Below are 21,221 nucleotides of genomic sequence, written 5' to 3'. Positions count from 1 at the left end.
TCCGTTCCCACTCTGGTCGCCGGACGGCTCGGGGTCGTCGCCCGGCCGCGGCATCTTCGCCGTACGCGCCGCCTCGCGCGTCGCCGCCGCCGTACCGCGCCGGCGGTACCTCACCGCTACGGCGAACGGACGACGCCGCCGCGGCCGGCGGTCGCCTACCGTGGTGAGCGTGGCGGCGAACCAGGGCAACCGCGCGGCCGGATCCAGACTGTCGGCTCCGGCGGGCGGCGGCGCGGCCATCGTGAGTTCCCGGCAGGGTCACGGTGTGCTTCACCGGGTGCGCCGTGCCGCGCACCGCAGGCCACACGCCGACATCGCGATCGCGGCGATCCTGTTCGCGGTCGTCCTGCTCACCGCCGTCGCCGGACCGCCACAGGGTCGCGAGCCGCTGGATGCGACCTGGGTACTGGCGGCCGTCGCCTGCGCGGCGTTGACCGTACGGCGACGGTGGCCGTTCCCGGTTCTGGTGGTCTCGTCCCTGACCGCCGAGGCGTACCTGGCGCCGCAGGCCGGCCACGACGGCGTGCTGCTGCTGGCCGCGCCTCTGATCGCGTTGTACACCGTCGCCGAAGCCAGCGCCCGCCGCCGCGCACTGCTCATCGGCGGCCTGGCGGTACTGGCCCTCGGTGGCGCGCACATGCTGTTGAAGCCGACCGCCTGGATCGGCGCGGAGAACATCGCGCTCGCGGCGCTGGGCGGGCTCGCGGTCGCCGCCGGCGACGCTGCCCGCAACCGCCGCGCGTACCTGGCCGAAGTCGAGGACCGGGTGCGCCGCGCCGAAGACGACCGTGAGCGGGAGGCTCGCCGGCAGGTCACCGATGAACGGCTACGGATTGCCCGCGACCTCCACGACGTGGTCGGCCACCAGCTCGCTCTGATCAACGTCCAGGCCGGGGTCGCCGCCCACGTCCTCGACGAGCAGCCGGACCAGGTGCGCCAATCGCTGGTACACATCCGGCAGGCCAGCCGCACCGCGCTGGAAGAGTTGCGCGACACGATCGGCCTGCTGCGCGAGTTTGACGAGCCGGATCCGCCGACCCGGCCCACCGCGGGGCTGGCCGGCCTGGCCGACCTGATCACCTCGTTCCGCGACTCCGGACTGCGGATCGACGACAGGGTCGAGGGCGTGGTACGCCGGCTTCCACCGGCCACGGATCTGACCGCGTACCGGATGATTCAAGAGTCCCTGACCAACGTCCGCAAGCACGCGGGCGCCGTGACCGCGCGACTGCGCCTGGACTACCAGCCGACAGTGCTGCGGATCGTGGTGGACAACGACGTGAACGATGCCGCGCTGGCGCGATCGGCGGACGCCGCCCGGCCGGCCCCCGCGTCGCCGGACGGAACGGGGCACGGCATCGTCGGCATGCGGGAACGCGTCGCCGCGCTCGGCGGCGACCTGCGTGCCGGCCCGCGCCCCGGTGGCTTCCAGGTCTGCGCCACTCTGCCGCTGCCCGCACTGCCGCTACCGACACTGCCGCAACCGACACTGCCGCAACCGACACTGCCGCTGCCCGGCCGGGCGCGACCGGATCCCGAGGGTGCCAGTTGACCATCCGCGTCCTGATCGCCGACGACCAGCCCTTGTTGCGCGGCAGCTTCCGACTGCTCATCAGTACCGTGCCGGACCTTGAGGTGGTAGGCGAGGCATCGACCGGGCGGCAGGCGGTCGAGCTGGCCCGGCAGCTGCGCGCCGACGTGGTGCTCATGGACATCCGGATGCCCGACCTGGACGGGCTGACCGCCACCCGAATGATCACCGAGAACGACGACCTCGCCGGCGTGCGGGTGCTCATCCTCACCACGTTCGAGATCGACCAGTACGTGTTCCAGGCCCTGCGGCACGGCGCCAGCGGGTTCCTCGGCAAGAGCGCGGAGCCCGAGGAGTTGCTGAACGCGATCCGGGTGGTCAGCCGGGGAGACGCCCTGCTGTCACCGGCCGCGACCCGGAGCCTGATCGCCCGCTTCCTGCGGTACCCGGACCAGGACGACCCGCCGACGCCGCAGCGCCTGGCCGTACTCACCGACCGCGAACGGGAGATCCTGACGCTGGTCGCCACCGGACTGTCCAACGACGAGATCGCCGCGCATCTGGTACTGAGCCCCGCGACGGTGAAGACGCATGTCAACCGCGCCATGGTGAAGCTGGGCGCACGTGATCGCGCCCAGCTCGTCGTGATCGCGTATCAAACCGGGCTGGTCGCGCCCGGCCCGCGGTGAACCCGCCCGCCCCTATCACGAGGACGAGCGCCGCTACGGGTATCGCGCGTCGATGGTCGTGGTGACGCGGCCGGTCGCGAGGTCGTACACGTGGCCGGAAACGCTCACCTTGGGCGAGAGCAACGGTGAGGTGAGCAGGCGCTCGACGTCGGCCTTGACGGTGGCGCTCGGGTCGGCGACCGCGGAGGCTTCCAGCGTCCCTTCGGAGAGGCCGGTTGCCTCGGCGGCCCTCTTCCGGAAGTTCGGATCGGCGAGGAAGGCGGTTCCGCACTGGGTGTGGTGGATGACGGCGACTTCGAAGAGGGTGTCGGTCGCGCCCTGTCCGCCGAACAGCTGCTCGGCGAGGAAGGCGAGATAGGCGACGTCGTCGATGACGGCCTGGGTGACGCGTCCACCTGTGTTGCGGATGACGGGAGCGTCTCCGAGCTGGAGTCCGAGGGTGATCGCGGGATCGACCCGGTGGTCGAGACAGGTGACGACGAGCACGGGTGCGGTGGGCACGCCGAGTGCCGTGGGGACGAAGGTACGGGCGAACCGCTCGTTGTGTTCGAGCAGTCGAGTCAGCTTGGTCACGGTGACTCCTTCGAGGGCTGGTGTCAGTTGATGGGGTCGGCCCGGATGTCCACCCCGCGCGGTTAGTGGACGCTGTCCACATTAACGAGACAAGTGGACGCTGTCCACTTGCTATCCTGTCGTCGTGACAACCGGCCAGGCAGCGGGAGAGACACACCAGGCAGAGCGCCGACGCCGTCCCCGGGGCGCCGTCCGCGACAGCCTGGTCTCTGCCGGGCTCGAACTCGCCCGTGCCGGTGGCCCGGATGCCGTCCTGCTACGTGAGGCGACCCGGCTGGTGGGTGTCGTACCCAACGCCGCCTACCGGCACTTCGCCGACCGGGACGAACTCCTCGCCGCGGTGTGCGCGGCGGCGATGCGTGAGCTCGCCGACCGCATGGCCGCCGGTGTCGCCCGCGTACGCGGCAAGCACGGCGACGCCGCCGCGGCTCGCCGCCGCCTCGGCGCGATCGGCACCGCGTACCTGGAATTCGCCCGTCAGGAACCGGGGCTGTTCGCCGCCGCGTTCGCTGTGCCGCAGCAGCACGCCTACGCCAATGTGGACGATGAGACCGGGCAGGACCGTTCGCCCCTGGGCCAGCTTCGCGCCGTCCTCGACGAACTGGTCGACGCCGGCGTGCTGGACCGGCGGCGCCGCGACGGCATCGAGTACCCCATCTGGTCCACCGTCCACGGCCTGGCCGTGCTCGTCGGGCAAGGACCCCTGCGCGACACCCCCGACGCCGCCCGGCATCACCTGGAGCAGCTGACGCTCGGCTTCATCGCCAACGGCCTGACGACGGCCTGATCCAGGCGCAGGCGCTGCGCTACGCGTCTTCCTGGCGGCGGACCGTGCCGGCGCTGCCGACCAGCGTCCCGACCAGGCCGATCACCAGGGCGACCAGGATGCCCAGACCGGCGAAGGCCCACGAACCCTGCTTGCCGCCGAGCCCGAGCGGACCGAGCAGGTATCCCTGCCAGTCCAGCCAGCCGGCGTACGTGTTGGTGACCAGGCCCCAGCCGATCGCCGTGCCTCCGACGACTAGCGTCAGCGGCAGTGCGCGCAGGTTTCCGTAGCGGCCGCGCGGGTCGAACAGCTCGTCCTCGGCGTAGTCGCGGCGGCGCAGCGCCACGTCGGCCAGCATCACGCCGGCCCAGGCCGCGATCGGGACGCCCAGCGTGATCAGGAAGCCCTGGAACTCGCCGATGAAGGTGCTGCCGAAGAAGACCACGTAGATCGTTCCGGCGATCATGATGACGCCGTCGACTCCGGCGGCCAGGTAACGCGGGATGCGGACGCCGGCGGTCAGCAGGGCCAGGCCGGACGAGTAGATGTCCAGTACGGCGCCGCCGATCAGGCCGAGGACGGCAGCGATCGCGAACGGCACCAGGAACCAGGTCGGCAGCAGCGTGGTCAGCGCGCCGATCGGGTCCGCGCCGATCGCGCCGGACAGGCTCTCCGAGGAACCGGCCAGGAGCAGCCCGAAGACCAGCAGGACGACCGGTCCGAGCGCGGCCGCGAACGTGGTCCAGCCGAACACGCTGCGACCGGACGCGGTCCGGGGCAGGTAGCGCGAGTAGTCCGCGGCGGCGTTGACCCAGCCCAGACCGAATCCGGTCATGAGGAACACCAGCGCGCCGATCACGTGCTGGGTGGAGCCGGCTGGCAGCGACGAGACGGTCGACCAGTGGATGTGCCCGGCGGCCAGCACCATGTAGACGACCGTGAGCACGGCCGTGACCACGGTGATCACCGTCTGCAGGCGCATCACCACGGCGAAGCCGGCCACGCCGGCCAGCACGGTGATAGCCGAGACGACGACCAACGCGACGACCTTCGTACCAGTGCCACCGCCCCAGCCCAGCCGGGTGAACACGGTCGCGGTGGCCAATGTGGCCAGGATGACCAGTACCGTCTCCCAGCCCACCGTGAGCAGCCAGGACAACGCGGCGGTGAGGCGATTACCGTTGACGCCGAAGGCGGCCCGGGACAGCACCATCGTCGGTGCCGAGCCCCGCTTGCCGGCGAGCGCGATCACGCCGCACAGCGCGAACGAGACCACGATGCCGACGATCCCGGCGATCACCGCCTGCACGAACGAGACCCCGAAGGCCAGCGTGAACGCGCCGTAGCTGACGCCGAGCACCGAAATGTTCGAGGCGAACCAGGGCCAGAACAACGACCGCGGCTGTCCGGAACGCTCGCTCTCGGCAATGACCTCGATGCCGTTCAGCTCGATCCCGGTGCCGGCCACGGCTGCCGGCGTCACCTCTTCCGTGCGGGCCATCGTCCACCCCCTCGCGGGCCCTCCCATGAGGGCATCCACGTCCCATCCTGCCGTCACTGATCCCAGGTTGGTATCAGCGGTTCCGGCCTTTCGGGAGGGGAATATCTCAGTCGACGACGACCTGGAAGTTCACCGGGCGGTTGCCGGGGAACGCGATGCGCCCGGACGCGTCTTCCATCTTGAACCGTACGAAACAGAAGCCCGGACTGTTCGGAGCCGTCACCGCGACCTCGATGTCGACGATCTGGCCCGGCTCGGTGTCCTTGATCGGTACGTCCGTGATGGTCTGGCACTGGTCGCGTTGTTGTGGAAGGTCGATGCGATGCAGCGCGTACCCACGCCACGGCACCTTCCCGATGTTCTTGAATCGCCAGATTTTGGTGAATGTGCTGCCGCGCGGGACGTGCGTGCAGTCCGGCAGCGTGATGTCTCCGATGAAGGCGCCCGCGTCACCCGGGTTCGGCGGCGTCGCGACCGGCGGGTTGGACTGCTGCACCGGACAGTCGCTCGCGGTCAGCGGCCGGGCAGTCGCTGGGGAGCCATGCCGGGACTGCGGGTTGCCCCCGCCGGACGCGGCCACACCGATCACCACCGAGCCGGCCACCAGCGTGCCGGCGAAAGCCGCTGCCAGGACGACGAGGCGGGGCCAGCGTCGAGGCGCCCGTACGGGAGCATCCGGCGGGGCATCCGGCAGGCAATCCGCCGCGTCCACCTGACCGCTGTCGTCCGGGCTGTCGTCCGGGCTCTCGCCGGGCTCTGAGGTTTCCGGTGATCCGGCCACTGACCGGACTATCTGATTCGCCTGCTCCCACCGCTCGCGGAAATCGGCGGGGTCGGCGAGGCATGCCTTGACGAACTCAGCCGTGGTCGGCCAGCTCGGCAGGCGGTGGCCCTGCACGGCGTCGTGCAGTGTCGTGTGCGAAATGGCGTGCGATCGTCCGGACATCGTGCGGAAGGACGGTGAACCCGCCGCAGCACGCAACGCGCGAAGTGCAGCCGCGAACTCCTCGATCGCCTCCGCGCGCGGCATCGCCACACGGTCGACCACACCCTGCTCCTGCCACTCGTTCTCGCGCCGCAGCCTGAACAGCCCGGGAGTGAGGTTACCGCGCATTCGAGGAGCGAGATAGAGGTTGATCGTCAGGAGTGGATGTGCTGGAGCGCCGGAGGGCCGCCGGCCATACACGTTCTGGCCTGCGGCGGCCCTCCGGCCACCCGATCGGTTCAGCTCACGATGTCAGGGTGATGTTGTCGTAGTAGTAGTTCAGGATCGTCGAGTAGCTGTCGCCGGCATTGGCCAGGTCACGCGAGCCGTACTGGGACATCCAGTCACCGGTGACCCAGCCGCCGCAGGCGGTGGTCGTCGAGCAGTAGTGGGCCTGCAGGATGGCCCCGCCGCGCGTCATGCGGGTGCCCCACGTGGCGTCGACCGCGGAATTGGTCGCCGTCGTCGCCGAACCGGGCTTGTAGACCTGACTCGACGTGTTGTCGTAGACGTCGAAGCATGCTCCGCCCGAGGTCTTGTTCGTCGAATGCAGGGCCCAGTACCAACCGAAGCTCTTGACCGCCATCGCTCCGGCCTTGAGCGACTCTGCCGGCCAGCTCGAGATCCACTCGTTGGGCAGGACATTCTTGACGTAGGTCTCGAAATCGACCCGGTCGACTCGTCCGAGCGAGACTCGGTACACGAGGATGGTCGTGGGCAACTTGGTGTTCGTGCCGTCGGTCGTGCATCCGGTCGGCGGTGTCGAGCTGAGGAACTGGTGGGAGGCGTTGTTGTTCTTCAGCGTCGCGTTGAGGTTGCCCTTGGCCCCGGCCGCGAAATCCTGGTACGACCCGGCATAGCCGCTGTTGTAATACACCCGCACGGTCTGGCTGCTGCGGTTCCACACCGACGCGGCGTTGTTCTTCACGCAGAGACCCTGGCCGGCGCCCGCACCCTTGAAGTCGTAACAGCTTGGCTCGGTGGTGCCGTAGTCGCTGACCGAGCCGGTGAAGTCCGACACCGAGCCGAGCTCGCCGCTGTTGTAGTAGTAACAGAACTCGCCGCTGTCGCACACGCCGTCACGCGAGGCCGCGGCGGCCGCACTCGCCGGCGCGGTCAGAAGGGCGCCGCTCAAGACAAGGACAATCGCTGCGAACAGTGAGGTCAACGCCGCTCGTCTTCGTACCGTCATCGGTGATGTCCCGTCTCTAGAAGTGGAGCATGTGTTGGAAGTCGGCCTGGGCGCTGCTCACGTGGACGTGTGAACGGGTGCCGTAGGCGAGGGGGTTGTTCCAGTTGTATTCCTCGACGTCGAACGATCCGTCGCTGTACACCTTGTTGACGTAGGCGACGTGGCCGACCTTGTGCACGTCATTCACCGCGATCGCGCCGACCGTCGGCGTCGTGTTGACCGTCACGCCCGCCGCCCGAGCCGCGTCGTCCCAGTGCCCGGCGTCACCCCAGACCTGGCCGTGCCAGGTGTTGCTGAAACTGGGCACGCCCAGCCGGCTGGCGATCCGGTACGCGGCGAAGGCGGTGCAGTTGTTCTGCGCGAAACCACGGGCGTTGCCGTCGTAGTCGTTGCGCGGAGTCTGGGCGCCGCCACCCGATGAGGTGAGGAACTGGTGTGAGGCGTTGTTGTTCTTCAGCGTCGCGTTGAGGTTGCCCTTGGCCCCGGCCGCGAAATCCTGGTACGACCCGGCGTACCCGCTGTTGAAGTACACCCGCACGGTCTGGCTGGTGCGGTTCCACACGGACGCGGCATCGTTCTTGATACAGAGCCCCTTGCCGGCGCCCGCACCCTTGAAGTCGTAACAGCTTGGCTCGGTGGTGCCGTAGTCGCTGACCGAACCGGTGAAGTCCGACACCGAGCCCTGCTCGTCACTGTTGTAGTAGTAACAGAACTCGCCGCTGTCACACACGCCGTCACGCGAGGCCGCGCTGGCCGGTTGGGCAAAGAGCAGCACGGGTGCGGCAAGTGCCAGGGTGGTCGCCGCACCGGTGAGGATGCGGTGGAGCATCTTCATTCCCTCGTACTCCTTCTTGTCTCATCGACTGCTGTCTGGCGGCCTTCGCGAGCACGTGGTCAGGCGTGCGTGGTCACGGCCGGCGGGCGGAAGGGTGGACAGTGCGCAGTGGTTGCGATCCATGGCCGGGCGGCCGGTCAGCCGCCAATGTCAGGACATTCATGATCGTGGACGGGCACGTGCGCGCACGGAAGACCGGAGGGTGTCCGAATCGCAGGGCGGCCTGTCAGCATGCCCGCCACCTGGGCAGATTCGGTGTTGTCAGAACCGCGTCCGGGTCCGTCTTACAGTCCGGGTGTGGCCGCGACTCACTGTTCAAGATCACGCGTTAACTCATCGACGGCCGCCGGCCTCGATGCCGGCGGCCGTCAGCGGACAAGAGCGTCAACCCCGACAGCGCGAACCCGTCAGGTCGTCTGCTGTTCCTCGCGGCGCTCGCCCGGAAACGAACGGAACTCCACCACGGTCAGCCCGACCGCGACGGCCGCCTCCTCGGCCCGCACGTGCCACTGCGCGAGAACCTCGTCGGGCACACCCCGGTACGCGTCGAGGTGGATGGCCCAGTCGTCCTCAGTGTCCTCGTTCCGCCACAGGTCCAGCTCCAACCCGCCGGGGATGACCCGGGTACCCAGGTGCGCGTCCTCCCGGTCGGTCAGCCGGCCCATCGGGCGCAGTTCCAACCGCCCGCGCAGCTCATCCAGGCGCGCCTGATCCAGTCGACCGGCGAGGATCAACAACCAGTGCGGCTCCGACCTCATCTCGCCTCCGTCAGCGGGGTTCGTGAATGCGAACCGCGCCTGCAGCGCGGCATTCAGGTTGTACACATAGCCGGGGTGGTCGGGGTCGTCGGCCCCGGCCCGGGTGAACGGATCCACCTCGGCCGAGGCCGCCGCGGTCAGTGCAGGTTCTGCACCGGGCCACCGGTGAACGGGATCGCGTAGACCGTCCGGATCCCCGCACCGTCGGCGCTCTCCGTCAGGCCCCAGATCTCGTCGGTGGTCATCGGTGCGACCCGCGGCCAGTACGCGAGATCCTCCGGTGGACCGGCGGCCCAGTTTCCTCCGCTCGCGCAGGTCGTGGTGTCCCGCAGGTCACCGACCCAGGACACGGAGAAGACACCAGGGCTTAGCCCGCAGCCCTTCTGGAACGCGAAGTTCAGCCGGCCGTTCCCGTCGGTCCACGTCATGCCACCCTGCAGCCCGTCATAGTGGACCGCCCGGTAGGCGTCCTGCACCACGGTTTTCCCGCCGCTGGTCGTCAACAGGCCGGGATTGGTCGCCGCGCTGGCCGGGTTCAGCTGGTACCGGACGATGCGGCCACCGTTGACCCCGCCGTACCACTCGCCGGTCACGAGCTTGTACGGCGCCGCCCCGGTCTTGTCCAACGACAGCCAGGAGAAGCACAGGTAGTTGGGGTCGATCGGGCCGGCGGAGGCGCAGGACCCGGGCGTCTGCGGCTGGAAGTACCGGTGGACCTCCGGCACGACGTACGCATAGCCGCAGGCGCTCGACTTGCCCGAGCTGATGCCGACCGTGGTGACGTTCGATCCGTACGTGGTGACCCTGGCGAGCTTGTTCAGGTCGAAGACGCGGATGCCGTGTGTGGTGTCGGTGACGTAGATGTAGTCGCCGTACCAGGCGATCCCGCCACCGTGGCCAGTGACGAAGGTGTAGTTGCTGGCTGTGCTGCTCGTACTCGTCGGCTCGACGAGCAACACATGGCGGTACTCCTTCGTGTCGCGGTCGATCAGGGTGAGCTTGAGCAGGTTCTGGGTCTGGCAACCGCTGCCTCCCGATCCGGACGCGGTCTGGTAGTGCCAGCTGACGGCGACGACCCGGTCACCTTGGATCGCCCCGTCGGAGCCGTCCGCGTCGCCGGTGGTGGCGATGCCCTGGGGATCCCATGCCGCGGTGGTGTCGTCGGCGTGGGAAGGCGACCAGCACCACGCGACCGTGGTGGGCACCGTCGGCAGTCCGGAATCGCCCGCGGGGCACGAGGTCATCGTGCGCAGGTTCATCCAGGGGTCGGTCGCGCCGGCCGAGTTCGTCGTGAAATTCGTGGTGATGACGTCGGTCAGCGTCGCGTGACTGGTCAGGTAGGCGGAGTAGAGGTGGTTGGTGGCCGCCGCGTAGCTGGTGTCGGTGAGTTGGAACTGTCCCGAGGCCAGGCTCACGGCCGCGATGTCGGAGGTCGTCTCGGCGTTGACGGGTTCCTGGCCGGCCAGAACGGTGACTGTGCAAGCGACCGCCACGCCGATGATCAGGCGGCGGGTTGCGGAACGAAGAACCACGGGTGGTGTCCCTCCGGTAGCCGAGCATGATCCATCGACCGTAATGGTTCTCTCGGCTTGCCACCACCTTCCGTCGCACCGCCGTGTCACGGGGCTCGGGGCCTGGGGCTCGGGGCCCCGTGACACGCTGCGGCCGGGCGGATCGGCGTCCGGTCGGCGGCGGGCTCGGTGTCAGGCGTCGATCGCCTGGTAGAGCGTGGTCCAGAAGTCGTGCATGAGCCGCACCGGATCCGGGACGGACGCCCCGACCTGGGTGAGCAGGATGCCGGTGAGCTGGTTGTCGGGGTCGGCGTAGGTCGAGGTACCGCTTCCACCGTCCCAACCGAACTGGCCGATCGGCGCGTAGTCGCCGCGGTAGGTGCGCACCGCCATCCCGAAGCCCCAGCCGCCGTGCTGACCCTGGCCGAACGATACGTGGACGTTGTTGCGGGCCAACGCGTCTCGATCGGCCTGCTGCTCGGGCGTGAGGCGGTTGGTGGTCATCAGCTCGACGGCGGGCCGGGACAGGATCCGTTCGCTCCCGTGCATCCCGCCGTTGAGCAGCATCCGGAAGTAGGCGTGGTAGTCGTCGGCGGTGGAGACCAGCCCCCCGCCGCCGCCCTGGAACGCCGGAGGCTTGCTGTGGCGTCCTCCCTCGGCCTCGTCCCACACCAGGAACTCTCCGGTCTCCGGGTGGGGGGCGTACAGGGGTGGCAACCGGTCCAGCTTGTCGGCGGGTACGTGGAAACCGGTGTCCTTCATCCCCAGCGGATCGAAGATGCGTTCGCGCAGGAACGTCTCGAACGACTGGCCCGAGACCCTGGCGACGAGCACCCCGAGGAGATCGTTGCTGATCTGGTACTGCCAACGCTCTCCGGGCTGGTGCATCAGCGGGAGCGTGCCAAGGCGGCGCATCCACTCGTCCGGCTCGGGCATCGGCTCCGGGAGATTGGGCGTGAGCCCCTGCTCGAAGACCTTGTTCATGATCGGAGTGCCCAGCGACGTCATGTCCATCCCGAGCCCGAACGTGGAGGTCAGTACGTCCCGCACGGTGATCGGCCGCCGCGCCGGGACGGTGTCGTCCAGCGGGCCGTCGACCCGCTTCAGCACCTGCCGGTTGGCGAGCTCGGGCAGCCACGACTCCACCGGGTCGTCCAGCCGCAGCCTGCACTCGTCGAGCAGGACCATCGCCGCCGCCACCGAGACCGGCTTGGAGGTCGAGGCCATCCGGAAGATCGTGTCCCGGCGCACCGGCGCGCCACCGTCGTGGCGCATCGTCCCGATCGTTTCGACGTGCGTCTCGTCGCCCCGGCTGACCAGGGCGACGAGCCCGGGAATCCTCCCGGAATCGACAGGCCGCGCCAGCACGTCGCGCAGTCTGCGCAACCCCGCCTCGGAGAAGCCGCGCTGCTCGGTATGGGTGATGGACATGGTTGGGTACTCCTTTGATCGAACGAGGGATGGTGGAAAGCGTCAGCAGCCGAGCCGGTCGGCGATCACATCCAGCATTTGCCGCAGGTCGCGCGACATGCGGGTACGCAGGCCGATCTCGGCGATCCCGGCCGCGAACCCGGGATGGTCGGGCAGGACCCGGTGGACGCGATGGGTCACCCGGGTACCCGCGGGGCAGGCGGTGGCGGCGTGCACCCCGGCGTACCAGCTCTGCACCGCCACCCTGGACCGGGTCCAGTCCACCTGGATCTCCACCGGTCCCACCGGCCCGGCCAGCTCGGCGCGGTACCCGCCGGAGCCGGACCCGGCGACGACGGTCATCGCCCCCTGGCGTGCCGCCGAAGCCCTGGCCAGTACCAGCAGGTTGTCATCGCCAACCCGCCCCTCGGCGACGGCGAGCAGGAGCGCGGCGACCGCCACGACGGGCGCGGCGAGTGTCGCCTGCACTTCCCAACGGGCGGGCAGCGCGTCCAGTTCGGCGAGCAGGGACGGTGTCGTGTGCATGGCGAAGAGCCTCGACGCGGCGGCCGGTCCGGGACAACCCGCGCCGCGCCTTCCGGGACGCGGGACGCCCCACCGACAGCCCGCTGACCTGCGCAATCATCCCCGGCGGATGGCTGTCAGGCGGGTGTCCCGGGACGGGACGGGACACCGCGCCGCCCGTGGGACAGGCTCAGGAAACCCGGGCCAGACCCGTTCGCGCCGCCGACACCAGATAGTCGAGGCCGTGCGCGGTGGCGATCTCCAGCGCCGCCTGGAAGTGCCGCGCCGCGACGTCCCGGTCGCCGGTGGCCAGGCATGCCTCCGCGTACGGGAGGAGGATGCGCGCCATCCGATGCGGCTCGCCGGCCCGTTCGAGAATCCGCATGGCCTCGGCGTGCCCGGACGTCGCCTCCTCGGTACGGCCGAGGTGGCGCAGGACGACGGCGGTGTCCGTGAGGCTGATCGCCTCGAAGATCGGATGGCGGGTCGCCCGGTTGAGCGCGACGGCCTGCTCGGCGAGGTCGAGGGCGGTCTGGGTGTCACCCAGGCCGAGCGCCGCCCGGCCGAGCACGTCCAGGCACATGCGCTCCTTCTGCCGGTCCAGCCCACGCGCGGTCTCGATCACCTCCGAGACGACCTCGCGGGCCTCGCGGTACTCCCCCAGCTGCACCAGCGCCTGGCCGAGACCGGCGCGCACCCGCACCTGGGCGGCGGTCTCGCGGGGTGGCAGCAGCGCGGTCGCCTGGCGCAGGAGTTCGGCGGCACCGTCGGGGTCGGAGACGTACAGCCGGATCTCCGCCAGCTGTTCGAGGGTGATGACCTCACTGACGATGTCGCCTTCGGCGACCATCAGCACGCGGGCCGCCTCAAGCTCCGGTACCGCCTCCTTCAGCCGGCCGAGACGCATCAGCGCGGCGCCCAGCAGGTACCGGTGCGAGGCGAGCACCCGGGGTACGCCGAGGCGTTGCGCGGCGGGCATGCTGACCTCAAGCCCGCGACGCAGCTGCGCCATCCCACCGCGTCGCGCGTGAGCCATCAGGGCGAGCTGCCCGAGCCCGACCGCCGGCGCGTCGATGCGCAGGTGGACGGCGAGCGAGAACGTCGCGGTGAGGTTGGCCCACTCGGTGTCCATCCAGTCGACGGCCGTGTCGTGGTCGGCGAGGTCGGGAAGCGCGGGGGGTGGCTGTGACACGACGACCGGCAGGGAGATGACGATCTCGACCAGCTTCTTCACGGCCAGCATGCCGCTGAGGTAGTAGTCGCCCAGCCGGGCGATCGGCGGTACGGGATCGGCGGCGGCGTCGTCGGCGCGGGCGGCCTGCCGCAGCAGGTCGTGCATCCGGTAGCGACCCGCCGCCGGCTCCTGGACCAGATGGACGTCGACCAGGTCCTCCAGCAGGGAACGGGCGTTGGCCAGCGGGATCCCGGCGAGGGCGGCCGCGCCGTACGCGTCGATGTCCTCGCCCGGCACCAGGCCCAGCAGTCCGAACATCCGCCGCTGGGCGGGGTCGAGCTGCCGCAGCGACATCTCGAACACGTCCGACACCGCCAGCTCGCCGTCGCGCAGCCGTTCCACCAGGGTGTCGAGCGTCCACGCGGGCCGGTGCCGCAGGCGCGCGGCGGCCACCCGGATGGCCAACGGCAGATTCCCGCACCTGCGCAGCACCTCGCCGACGTCACCGGGCCGAGTCCCGCCCACGGATTCGACGAACAGCTGCGCCGCCTCCTCGGTCGGCAGAACGTCCAGCGAGACCGGCTGGACGCCGTCCAGCTCCACCATCCGCCGCCGGCTGGTAATCAGGACGAAGCTCCGGCCGGCGCCGGGCAGCAGCTCGCGCACGTGGTCGGCGTCGGCGGCGTTGTCCAGCAACACGATCGCGCGCCGCGTGGCCAGTTCCGACCGCCACAGCGCGGCCCGCTCGGCGACCCCGTCGGGAATCCTGCCGGGTGGCAGGCCGAGCGCGGCCAGCAGCACCCGCAGAGCCTCCCCGGGCTCGACCCGCTCCCGGCCCGGAGTGAACCCGTGCAGGTCCAGGTAGAGCTGGCCACCGGCGAAGTCGGCGGTCAGCAGGTGCGCGGCGTGTACGGCCAACGCGGACTTGCCCACCCCGCCCATGCCGTCGATCGCCACCACCGACGTGGTGCGCGCGGCGCCGAGGAGGGCGTCCAACTCCGCTCGGCGCCCGGTGAAGGCGGTGATGTCGTGTGGCAGGTCGTTGCGCACCGGTGCCGTGCCAGCCGTGCTCACCGATGGCCCGTCCTTGGCCCGCTCCCACACCTCACGCAGTGGCCTGGGGTCGCGACCGGCCGCCTTGCACAGCGCCACCACGGTCGGCCACGGTGGAACGGCCTGGCCGGAGAAGTACCGCGACAACGAGGAACTGCTGACGTGGATGTCGCGGGCGAGCTCGCGCAGGCTCCGTCCGGTCAGGTCACGCAGCTGCCCTAGCCAACCCGCCAACTCCTCGTGCACCCCTGCCAGCCTTTCTCCACTCCGCGCGCTGATCCTAGATGGAGGGGTTAGGTCCGTTTCCGGCCATCCCTCGGTAGATCGCGGGTAGCCTGGGCGAGTAGGAAGGACGCCGACGAAATCCCGTGGCGTCAGACGAAGAAGCTGTCGTGGCGGACGAAGAACTCCGCACGTTCGGCATCGTTGAGATCTGCGAGCTGGGTGATGCCCTCGAAGTACTCCTCGCGAGGGGCACCGGGGGCGAACAGCATGAGCATGGAAGCGGGTTCGCCGGACTCGTTGCGGAAGGCGTGCAGCCCACCGACCGGGACGTACAGGTAGTCGCCGGCGGTGGCGTCGATCCACCGTAGGCCGTCGAACAGCCGCATGGTGCCCGACAGGATGAAGAACGACTCCGACATCGCCTTGTGGAAGTGGGTACTCGGTCCGCCGAACTCGGGACCCATGTCCACCCGGTACAGGCCGTACTCACCGTTGGTGGAGGACGTCGTGGACAGGTAATGGTAGGCGGTTCCTTTGCCGACGGTAGGGCCAGAGGAGAGGACAGGCCGCGAGAGGTAGTCGGGCTCGGCGGTCGCGGGCCGGAACAGGGCGCTGACTTCCCCGTGGTTGCCGAAAAAGCGAGGGTCGGGGTAGCTCATCTGGTACTCCCTGGAGGTGTCAGCCGTGGTCGTGGATGTGTGTGCCCGCTTGTCCCATTTCCGTAGCGTCACCAGGCTATGACGACCGGCCACGCGGGGAATCTGTCGCCTGACTGGTCCCACCGGTGACCGATAGCAGTCAGGCGCGAATTGTGATCGATAGCTGGTGCACGCGCACCGCTCGCAGCGTGCCGGGCAGGGTCGGCGCGCCGACGAGATCGAGGGCGGCGTCCGCCGCGGCTTTATTCCCACCCGGGCCGGCAGCCGCCGGCCGACCATCACCGATCTGAGGTACCGAGCGATGCGAGCAGTGCCGATTCGCGGGCGGTCGGCTCGTACGGCAGGTCGGTGTTGGCGCGAAACCAGGCGAACGTCTCGGCCAATCCGGTCGCGAGCCCGACCGGTGCCGGGATTCCCGCGCGGCGGCCGGCGCTGGTGTCGAGGATGAAGTTGTAGTCCCGGAACGGGAAGTACTCGCGCGCGGCAATCGTCCGGTCCTCGACGTGTATCACCGTGGCCCTGCGTACACCGGCCGCGCCGGCCAGTGCGACGACGTAGTCGTCGAAACTGTAGGCCGCCGGCTCGCCGACGTTGTAGACGCCGGCGGGTACCTTGCCCGCGACGGCGGTGACGACCGTCTCAGCGAGGTGGGCCACGGGACAGAATTGGATGCGGGTCGTGCCGTCGCCAGGCACCAGGACCGGTCGTGCCGCGAGCATCCGGGCCCACAGGAACTGTTCGCGTTGCTCGTTGTTGCCGGGGCCGTAGACATAGGGCGGCCGGAGCATGACCAGTTCGCTGAAGTCGTAGTGGCGCAGCAGCCTTTCGCAGTCGGCCTTGGCCGTGCCGTAGGTGCCCCAGATCACATCGCCGGGGGTGGGTGCGTCCTCGGGGAATGGCAGCGCCGTGGTGGTGCTGTCGTAGACGGCGCCGGAGCTGATGAACACGTAACGTGGAACGCCCAGGCTCCGCAACAGCGGCGCGGTGCTTTCGATGTGGCGTGGTTCCGTGCCGGAGACGTCGACGACGGCGTCGAAGACGGCCCGGACGGCCGCGGACATCGAGGCGGGATCCGTGCGGTCGGCGACGAGCTGGGTGACCCGCGCTCCCCAGACCGGGTTCGTGCCCCGGTTGAGCACGGTGACCCGGTGCCGTTCGTCGAGCAGCGCCCGCACAATGTGTCGGCCGACGAAATTCGTCCCGCCCAGCACGAGGACGTCCATCCCTACCGGCACCTCCGAGGCAGCTGAGCCTGTCCCGATTCGAACGGACCGGGTCGAGTGGGTTTCACCCTAGCCCGAGGCCAGGTGTCGCGGTTGGTGCCGAACAGGTCACTTCCCGGTTCGGGGCGAGCCAAAGCCAACGGTGCCCTCGGCGATCCTGCCCGTGCTCATTACTCCCGGATCCGGTCGTTACGCACAAGGCGTGTCCGTCATCGTGGTTACCGATGGGTCCCTCACGACAGCACCAGCTGGGTTCGGAAAGTCGCGGTGTCGTCGCAGGGGGCCGATGAGTAGCACCAAGATGCTCAGAGTGGTCGCGATGGCTGCGATGATGATCACCTCACGTGGCTCGAAGACCTGGCCGAGCAGAGCCCCGGTCAGCGCCCCGAGTGGGATGCTGCCGTAGGACACCAGACGGGCCGTGGCCGTCGTCCTTCCCAGCAGGTAGGTAGGCACGTAGGTCTGCCGGAAGCTCGCGGTGATGATGTTGGAGGCGACAATGCCTGCCAGCGGGATCACGGCTGCGATCAAGAAGAACACCAGCCGGCTTCCCGGTCCCGTCAGGGGCATGAGCAACACGAACGGGACTGTGCAGACCTCACAGAGCAGCATGCCGCGTGCGGTGCCGAACCGCCGCGCGACCGACGAAGACAGCATCGCTCCCACGACGCCGCCCAGACCCCTCGCCGCGATCAGCACACCGACGACACCCGGCTCCAGGCCGACAGATCGAACCAGGAACACCACGAGAACGGCCTCCATGATCGATTCCGAGTAATTGCCGGCCGCCGCGTAGGCCGTCAGCACTCGTAGATAGGGGTCCCGGACGATGAACCGCAGTCCCTCCGCGATCTCGCGGCGCAACGCCTGGCGTGGCTGGTCGCGATCCTGCCGCGGTTCCGGCGAACGAACCCGTAACAGGGACAACGCCGAAACCGCAAACGTCAGTGCGTCACCCAGCAGCCCAGTGACCGCGCCGAACAACTGGGCCACCACGCCCCCGAGCCCCGGACCGACCACCCCGGCTGCCGACTCACTGCCCTGCAACTTCGCGTTAGCCTCGGGAAGGTCACGCGCGGGCACCAGCGACGGCAGGAAAGGCTGATAGGCCGTGGAAAACAACACACTCGCCACACCCGCCAGCAACGCCGCGACCATCAACCGCGCCGTCGTGAGCACCCCCAGCCAGGCCGCCACCGGAACGCTCACGAACACCACAAACGACACCACGTCGCAGACCAGCAACACTCGCTTTTTGGGCAAACGATCGATCCACGCACCAGCTGGCAACCCGAACAACAACCACGGCACCCAGGCAAACACCTGAAGCAGACCCACGACGAACGTACCCGCATTAAGAACAAGAACAGCGACTAGCGGCATCGCCACACTGGTCATCGCCGAGCCGACCCTGCTCGTCGTCTCACCGAACCAGAACCAGCGAAAGTTCCGATCCCACAGCAGTCCACCAAGGCGGACCCGGTCCGCGCTCGAGTTCGGATTCCCTGCCACCGTCACACTCCCTCGATGTCGCTCGACAGTCTTTAAGCAACTCCCCACGTCGGCGAACCCGTCTCAATACCTGTCCCCGCATCGTCGAACCCGTCTCAATACCTGTCCCGCGTCGTCGAACCCGTCTCGTTATCCGAGAAGGTCACCGCGCCGGCGGGGCGTGAAGGGTGGAAACTCGGGCTAACTTGCCTGTACAGCCGGTGGCTTCGAAGCCCGGAGATGGCCGACGTGTCGGCCGTCGCCGACCCGAACACGGGCGTGGCCGTCTACGACACCACCGCGTACCAGTGGTGCACCGCCCGCACCGGGTGGGACGGCCCCACCGGTCTGGGAACCCCCAACGGCACCGGCGGCTTCTGACCTGACATCGCCCCTGGTGCGACGTGATCCCCACGCCGCACCAGGGGCATCGTCTCCCCGTAGGGGCACAACTCGACGGGATCGCGAGGATCAGCTGCGGGTCGCGGCCCGCGCGTGAGCGGTGGCGGCACCGGTACGAGCCATCCGATGCCAGCGCAACCGCCCGCCGAGCAGCGCCATCACGGTGGACTGGAACACGACCAGGTACATCAGTTGCCGGTACACGACCTGCTGCAGGGGGAGGCTCCACAGCGGCCCGTACCGCTCCCGGTCCAGACGCAGCGCATACCCCGCGGTGGCGACCTGCACCGCGGTGAACCCGAGCCACACGGCGGCCACCTTGGTCAGGGGCAGGAAAAGCAGTCCGTACAGGCCGTAGACATCGACCATCGGCGCGCTCAGCGGCAGGAGTACCTGGAACAGCAGCAGATAACTGAGCCCACGCCGGCCCAACCGTCCGGCGGCGCCGCGCTGGACCAGCGCCCGGCGGTGCTTCCACATCGCCTGCATGGTCCCGTAGCACCATCGGTACCGTTGCCGCCACAGCTGGCGCAGCGAGGACGGGGCTTCGGTCCAGGCGATCGCGGCCGGCTCGTACACCACCCGCCAACCTGCCCGGATCACGGCCATGGTGAAGTCGGCGTCCTCCGCCAGGGTCTGCGCGGACACCCCGCCCACGTCCCGTACCGCCGCCCGGCGGAACGCGCCGATCGCCCCGGGTACGGTCGGCATGCACCGGGCGATGTCGAACATCCGCCGGTCCAGGTTGAACCCGATGACGTACTCCAGGTGCTGCCAGCGACCCAGCAAACCCTTGCGGTTGGCCACCTTCGTGTTGCCTGACACCGCACCCACCCGGCGATCGCGCAACGGCTGCACCAGCCGCCCGACCGCGTCCGGCTCGAACACGGTGTCCCCGTCCACCAGCACCAGAATCTCGCCGCGGGCATAGCGGATGCCGGTGTTGAGCGCGGCCGGCTTGCCGGCGTTGTCCTGCCGGACGACGAACACTCCGGGCGCTCGCATGCGCTCGACGATGTCGGCGGTGCCGTCGGTGGAACCGTCGTCGACGACGATCACTTCCAGCCGCGGGTAGTCGCTACCGATCAGCGACCGGACCGTGGCGGCGATGTTGGCCGCCTCGTTGTACGCCGGCACGATCACCGATACCGGACCGAGAAACTCCAACGGCTGCCGCCACCGGCGGTGCACCCGGCGAATGTGTGCCCAGGCACAAAACACCTGGACCAGCAGGCGCAGGCCGGCCAGTACCACCGCGACCAGCATGAGCACGGTCATCGCCCGCGCGAGCCAGGATCCGCCCAGCTGAGCGAACCGCAGCGCGTAGCCGCGCCACCGCCCGGCCGCCGAGGCGCGTGGCGCCGCGGGCAGTCCCAGCCCCTCGGACACGGTGACGAACCGGTACCCCTGGGCCTGCAGCCGCGGAATGAGCAGGTTGAGCGCCGCCACTGTCTGCGAGCGATCGCCACCGGAGTCGTGCATCATGACCACCGCCCCGGCCCCGCCGGCCGGCTGCGCGGCCGTCGCGATCGCCGCCGCACCGGGCCGGCGCCAGTCCTGGGTGTCATGGTCGGCCAGCACGACGAGGTATCCCGCGGCACCGATGCGCCGCAGCGCGGCGAAGTCCGCGCCGGTGACCGCGTCCGGCTTCGACGAGTACGGCGGACGCAGCAACACCGGCCGGCGACCGGTCGCGGCGGCGATCGCGTTGCTGGTCAGGGTCAGCTCAGTATTCAGTCGCCAGGCGGGCGTGTCGCCCGGCTGCACGTGGGTGAAGGTGTGCGAGCCGATCTCGTCGCCCGCGGCCACGATCTGCCGGGAGACGGCGGGGTACTGGTTGACCCGCGAGCCGATCTCGAAAAACGTGGCGTGGGCATGGTATCGGGCAAGCACCGCCAATATCCGCGGAGTCCAGGTCGGGTCCGGGCCGTCGTCGAAGGTCAACGCGATCGTCTTGGCCGGCATCCCCCGGCTGGTCACCGACCCGCCCGCACCGACCCGCTGGACCGCCGCCCCGCCGGTGACTGTGCCCGGCGCCGCACCTCCCGCGCCGGGCACCTCGGTCGGACCGCTGCCCTCGGCACCGACGTGAGACACGTACCCGTTGAAACACAACTCCGCCAACAGCACCAGCATGAACAGGCACAACAGCAGCCAGTGCGCCCGCGGCTCGCGCCGCCGAACTCGCTTACCCATCGACTAATGCCGCTTGGACGGGTGCGCGGTGGGCGTCTGCGTAGGTACCTTGCGGTGGCTGGTGGCTGCCGGAGCCGGCGCGGTCGGCGGCGGTGCCGCAGGCGTGGTCCGCGGTACCGCGGTGCCCGCGGTCGTCGAACGGGAAACTCCGGCCGGCGTCGCGGTAGCCGCGGCGGCCCCACGGCTCGGGTCGCCGGTGGCCGAGATGCTGCCGGATGAGTCGGGCTTCGGTACCGCCCGCTGAACCTGTCCGGCGCCCGGCCAACCCGGCGCCGAACCGGGTCCAACCCCGGTGAACCCAGCCAGCAGCGCCAGCACCGCCAGCACGAGCACCAGTCCACCGACCGAACCGGCCACCACCAGCAGCCGACGGCGTCGACCGGTGCCATCCACGAAGACCGGATCGCCGCCGCGTCCACCTACCCGCACTCTCGTCCCTTTACCTTGCACGCCGGCCTACAAGCCCACCCCGAACACCCCGGCACAGGCATGCCCCTGTCCGTACCGGGGTGCCGGCCCCTT

The 21,221-nt window shown here is 69.5% G+C and carries 19 protein-coding genes; 4 read left to right on the top strand and 15 right to left on the bottom strand.

Annotation, left to right across the window (positions count from 1 at the left end; translation table 11 throughout):
- Positions 1 to 169: 169 nt before the first annotated feature.
- Positions 170 to 1,552, top strand: a complete 1,383-nt coding sequence (locus Raf01_RS25135; protein ID WP_203920459.1) for a sensor histidine kinase — start codon at positions 170 to 172, stop codon at positions 1,550 to 1,552.
- Positions 1,549 to 2,220 carry a response regulator gene (locus tag Raf01_RS25130; protein ID WP_203920458.1) on the top strand — a complete coding sequence of 224 codons (672 nt, stop codon included), beginning with the start codon at positions 1,549 to 1,551 and terminating at the stop codon, positions 2,218 to 2,220. The genes Raf01_RS25135 and Raf01_RS25130 overlap by 4 nt, the downstream gene beginning before the upstream one ends.
- Before the next feature lie 33 nt (positions 2,221 to 2,253).
- On the opposite strand, the gene Raf01_RS25125 is transcribed toward Raf01_RS25130, so the two are convergent.
- The gene (locus Raf01_RS25125; RefSeq protein WP_239133888.1) at positions 2,254 to 2,793 is read right to left on the bottom strand and encodes a carbonic anhydrase; all 540 of its coding nucleotides are present in this window, start codon (positions 2,791 to 2,793) and stop codon (positions 2,254 to 2,256) included.
- Positions 2,794 to 2,917: 124 nt separating this feature from the next.
- Here Raf01_RS25125 and Raf01_RS25120 point away from each other — a divergent pair, with 124 nt between their 5' ends.
- Positions 2,918 to 3,580, top strand: coding sequence for a TetR/AcrR family transcriptional regulator (locus tag Raf01_RS25120; protein WP_203920457.1), 663 nt, complete (start codon positions 2,918 to 2,920; stop codon positions 3,578 to 3,580).
- A gap of 19 nt (positions 3,581 to 3,599) precedes the next feature.
- Here the strand turns inward: Raf01_RS25120 and Raf01_RS25115 are convergent, their stop codons facing one another.
- From Raf01_RS25115 to Raf01_RS25060, 12 genes are all read right to left on the bottom strand, one after another.
- Complete coding sequence (locus Raf01_RS25115) at positions 3,600 to 5,060, bottom strand: purine-cytosine permease family protein (protein WP_203920456.1); 1,461 nt, start codon at positions 5,058 to 5,060, stop codon at positions 3,600 to 3,602.
- A gap of 106 nt (positions 5,061 to 5,166) precedes the next feature.
- Positions 5,167 to 6,174: an NBR1-Ig-like domain-containing protein gene (locus tag Raf01_RS25110; RefSeq protein WP_203920455.1), complete on the bottom strand. Its 1,008-nt coding sequence runs from the start codon at positions 6,172 to 6,174 to the stop codon at positions 5,167 to 5,169.
- Between the two features lie 115 nt (positions 6,175 to 6,289).
- Entirely contained in the window at positions 6,290 to 7,180 is an 891-nt protein-coding gene (locus tag Raf01_RS25105; RefSeq protein WP_239133887.1) for a SpoIID/LytB domain-containing protein, read from the bottom strand.
- A gap of 73 nt (positions 7,181 to 7,253) precedes the next feature.
- Entirely contained in the window at positions 7,254 to 8,072 is an 819-nt protein-coding gene (locus tag Raf01_RS25100) for a CHAP domain-containing protein (protein ID WP_203920453.1), read from the bottom strand.
- A gap of 407 nt (positions 8,073 to 8,479) precedes the next feature.
- On the bottom strand, positions 8,480 to 8,947 hold the full coding sequence (locus Raf01_RS25095; protein ID WP_203920452.1) for a hypothetical protein: 468 nt from the start codon (positions 8,945 to 8,947) through the stop codon (positions 8,480 to 8,482).
- Positions 8,948 to 8,967: 20 nt separating this feature from the next.
- Positions 8,968 to 10,362, bottom strand: a complete 1,395-nt coding sequence (locus Raf01_RS25090) for a hypothetical protein (protein ID WP_203920451.1) — start codon at positions 10,360 to 10,362, stop codon at positions 8,968 to 8,970.
- A gap of 171 nt (positions 10,363 to 10,533) precedes the next feature.
- Positions 10,534 to 11,772: a serine hydrolase domain-containing protein gene (locus Raf01_RS25085; RefSeq protein ID WP_203920450.1), complete on the bottom strand. Its 1,239-nt coding sequence runs from the start codon at positions 11,770 to 11,772 to the stop codon at positions 10,534 to 10,536.
- Between the two features lie 42 nt (positions 11,773 to 11,814).
- On the bottom strand, positions 11,815 to 12,297 hold the full coding sequence (locus tag Raf01_RS25080) for a hypothetical protein (protein ID WP_203920449.1): 483 nt from the start codon (positions 12,295 to 12,297) through the stop codon (positions 11,815 to 11,817).
- A gap of 169 nt (positions 12,298 to 12,466) precedes the next feature.
- A complete protein-coding gene (locus Raf01_RS25075) occupies positions 12,467 to 14,749 on the bottom strand; it encodes an ATP-binding protein (protein ID WP_203920448.1) in 2,283 nt (760 codons plus the stop codon).
- Between the two features lie 128 nt (positions 14,750 to 14,877).
- Positions 14,878 to 15,387 (bottom strand): cupin domain-containing protein, encoded by a 510-nt coding sequence (locus Raf01_RS25070; RefSeq protein ID WP_203920447.1) that lies wholly within the window; start codon positions 15,385 to 15,387, stop codon positions 14,878 to 14,880.
- A 278-nt stretch (positions 15,388 to 15,665) separates the two neighbouring features.
- Positions 15,666 to 16,610, bottom strand: coding sequence for an NAD-dependent epimerase/dehydratase family protein (locus tag Raf01_RS25065; RefSeq protein WP_203920446.1), 945 nt, complete (start codon positions 16,608 to 16,610; stop codon positions 15,666 to 15,668).
- Positions 16,611 to 16,799: 189 nt separating this feature from the next.
- A complete protein-coding gene (locus Raf01_RS25060; protein WP_203920445.1) occupies positions 16,800 to 18,122 on the bottom strand; it encodes an MFS transporter in 1,323 nt (440 codons plus the stop codon).
- Between the two features lie 219 nt (positions 18,123 to 18,341).
- On the opposite strand from Raf01_RS25060, the gene Raf01_RS25055 reads away from it, so the two are divergent.
- Positions 18,342 to 18,482, top strand: a complete 141-nt coding sequence (locus Raf01_RS25055) for a hypothetical protein (RefSeq protein ID WP_203920444.1) — start codon at positions 18,342 to 18,344, stop codon at positions 18,480 to 18,482.
- A 90-nt stretch (positions 18,483 to 18,572) separates the two neighbouring features.
- Here Raf01_RS25055 and Raf01_RS25050 read toward each other — a convergent pair whose 3' ends face one another.
- Positions 18,573 to 20,699, bottom strand: a complete 2,127-nt coding sequence (locus Raf01_RS25050) for a bifunctional polysaccharide deacetylase/glycosyltransferase family 2 protein (protein ID WP_203920443.1) — start codon at positions 20,697 to 20,699, stop codon at positions 18,573 to 18,575.
- Between the two features lie 3 nt (positions 20,700 to 20,702).
- Positions 20,703 to 21,128, bottom strand: coding sequence for a hypothetical protein (locus Raf01_RS25045; protein WP_203920442.1), 426 nt, complete (start codon positions 21,126 to 21,128; stop codon positions 20,703 to 20,705).
- Between the last annotated feature and the right edge of the window lie 93 nt (positions 21,129 to 21,221).

It is taken from the genome of Rugosimonospora africana, assembly GCF_016862975.1.
Lineage (GTDB): Bacteria > Actinomycetota > Actinomycetes > Mycobacteriales > Micromonosporaceae > Rugosimonospora > Rugosimonospora africana.
Note: the sequence above shows the minus strand (reverse complement) of the source record. Positions and strands in the feature narration are given on the sequence as shown.

Coding starts and splice junctions, on each gene's coding strand:
- Raf01_RS25080 (WP_203920449.1), bottom strand. CDS start 12,297: ATGCACACGACACCGTCCCTGCTCGCCGAACTGGACGCGCTGCCCGCC.
- Raf01_RS25085 (WP_203920450.1), bottom strand. CDS start 11,772: ATGTCCATCACCCATACCGAGCAGCGCGGCTTCTCCGAGGCGGGGTTG.
- Raf01_RS25055 (WP_203920444.1), top strand. CDS start 18,342: ATGGCCGACGTGTCGGCCGTCGCCGACCCGAACACGGGCGTGGCCGTC.
- Raf01_RS25065 (WP_203920446.1), bottom strand. CDS start 16,610: ATGGACGTCCTCGTGCTGGGCGGGACGAATTTCGTCGGCCGACACATT.
- Raf01_RS25050 (WP_203920443.1), bottom strand. CDS start 20,699: ATGGGTAAGCGAGTTCGGCGGCGCGAGCCGCGGGCGCACTGGCTGCTG.
- Raf01_RS25115 (WP_203920456.1), bottom strand. CDS start 5,060: ATGGCCCGCACGGAAGAGGTGACGCCGGCAGCCGTGGCCGGCACCGGG.
- Raf01_RS25100 (WP_203920453.1), bottom strand. CDS start 8,072: ATGAAGATGCTCCACCGCATCCTCACCGGTGCGGCGACCACCCTGGCA.
- Raf01_RS25110 (WP_203920455.1), bottom strand. CDS start 6,174: ATGCGCGGTAACCTCACTCCCGGGCTGTTCAGGCTGCGGCGCGAGAAC.
- Raf01_RS25070 (WP_203920447.1), bottom strand. CDS start 15,387: ATGAGCTACCCCGACCCTCGCTTTTTCGGCAACCACGGGGAAGTCAGC.